3 protein-coding genes are annotated in these 1,112 nt (G+C 57.0%); all 3 read right to left on the bottom strand.

Annotated features, from left to right (window positions below; all coding sequences use genetic code 11):
* Nucleotides 1–360, bottom strand: a 360-nt coding sequence (locus EJI00_RS24885) for a hypothetical protein (protein WP_148110662.1), incomplete at its 3' end; no start/stop codon positions are given.
* Nucleotides 357–935 (bottom strand): hypothetical protein, encoded by a 579-nt coding sequence (locus EJI00_RS24880; protein WP_126750122.1) that lies wholly within the window; start codon nt 933–935, stop codon nt 357–359. The genes EJI00_RS24880 and EJI00_RS24885, both read right to left, overlap by 4 nt.
* Nucleotides 932–1,112, bottom strand: a 181-nt coding sequence (locus EJI00_RS25290; RefSeq protein WP_221885075.1) for a hypothetical protein, incomplete at its 5' end; no start/stop codon positions are given. The genes EJI00_RS24880 and EJI00_RS25290, both read right to left, overlap by 4 nt.

Here is a 1,112-nt window from a genome sequence, read left to right as displayed (position 1 = left end):
CCCTTCTGTGACAGTTTCAGCTCCATTGCCTTGCACAACATGTTGGCCAACGTTGATCGCGTCATTGAAACCTCCTACCACCGTAGCCGCCGACACGATGCGGCCTGCAATGAGCGCCGCGGAAGATATGCCGACCGAGGCGCTTGCAGCGCCATGCTCAATGCCTGATACGACAGCCGATGGACCGTCGGAAAGCACTTCTACCGTGTCAACGCGTTGACGTGGCATCGCCGTACTGAGAATGGCGGCGTTGACTTCGAAGCTGCCGCCGTGGGCAATTGCGCTGAGCGATCCTTCACTGAAAAGAAAAATCTTTCCAATTTGAACCGTTGAACTCTTATCGAACTTTGGCTCAGTCATCGCGCTCCCTCCTTCATATTTCGGGGTATGTATCCAGTGATCCATCCTGAAACCAGGACAACGAAGCCGGCACCAAACACAGCTGATCCAAAGACGTAGACCGAACTCGCCCAGAAGCTACGCCCGAGTGTGGTCCCCAACATCAGCCTCAGCTGACGGTTTGTTACGTCTTCCATCCAGTACATCCACTGTGCACACACAGCGATCGCCACGCAGACAGACATGAGTCCGATTGCCTTGAACAGTGGCATGGTCCACATGGCGTAGCCGCGTTTTCGCCCGTCCCACACCAACAAGAGCGAGATTGCAAACAAGATCGGGTTGCCGGCCCACAGCACGGAGAAATAGAACCGGTTCACATCCGGCTTGATGTTCAGCGCCGTAATGCGATCGATCTGAGGAACGATGGAAGCCATGAAATCGCTGAAGTCCCGAGCCCATGCGTTGGCTTGGAGGATGTCGGCAGGGATCAGCAGGCCCACAACCACCATGACAAGGTAGTACGCCACCAGCGCAATTCCGAAGGGGTTTCGCCAAGGAGATTGCTTCGGCGAACTGAGGGGCGAGGCTTTCATGCGGCCTCCCTCCAAACTTCATTTCCAAAGAGGATCTTGCCGGCGCCGAAGCATTGGCGTGGCGACACGGTAGCAAGATTGGATGCATCGAGCTTGCCCACGGGCCGCAACGAGCCTGGGGAAATCTGCTCGGGCTCGTCGCGGCGCCGGTGCGCCTCGGCAAAGCTCATGCCCCCT

Source organism: Variovorax sp. DXTD-1 (assembly GCF_003984625.1).
GTDB lineage: Bacteria > Pseudomonadota > Gammaproteobacteria > Burkholderiales > Burkholderiaceae_C > Variovorax.
Note: the sequence above shows the minus strand (reverse complement) of the source record. Positions and strands in the feature narration are given on the sequence as shown.

Bases quoted from the DNA above. Each gene is read 5' to 3' on its own strand.
- EJI00_RS24880 (WP_126750122.1), bottom strand. From the start codon at position 935: ATGAAAGCCTCGCCCCTCAGTTCGCCGAAGCAATCTCCTTGGCGAAAC.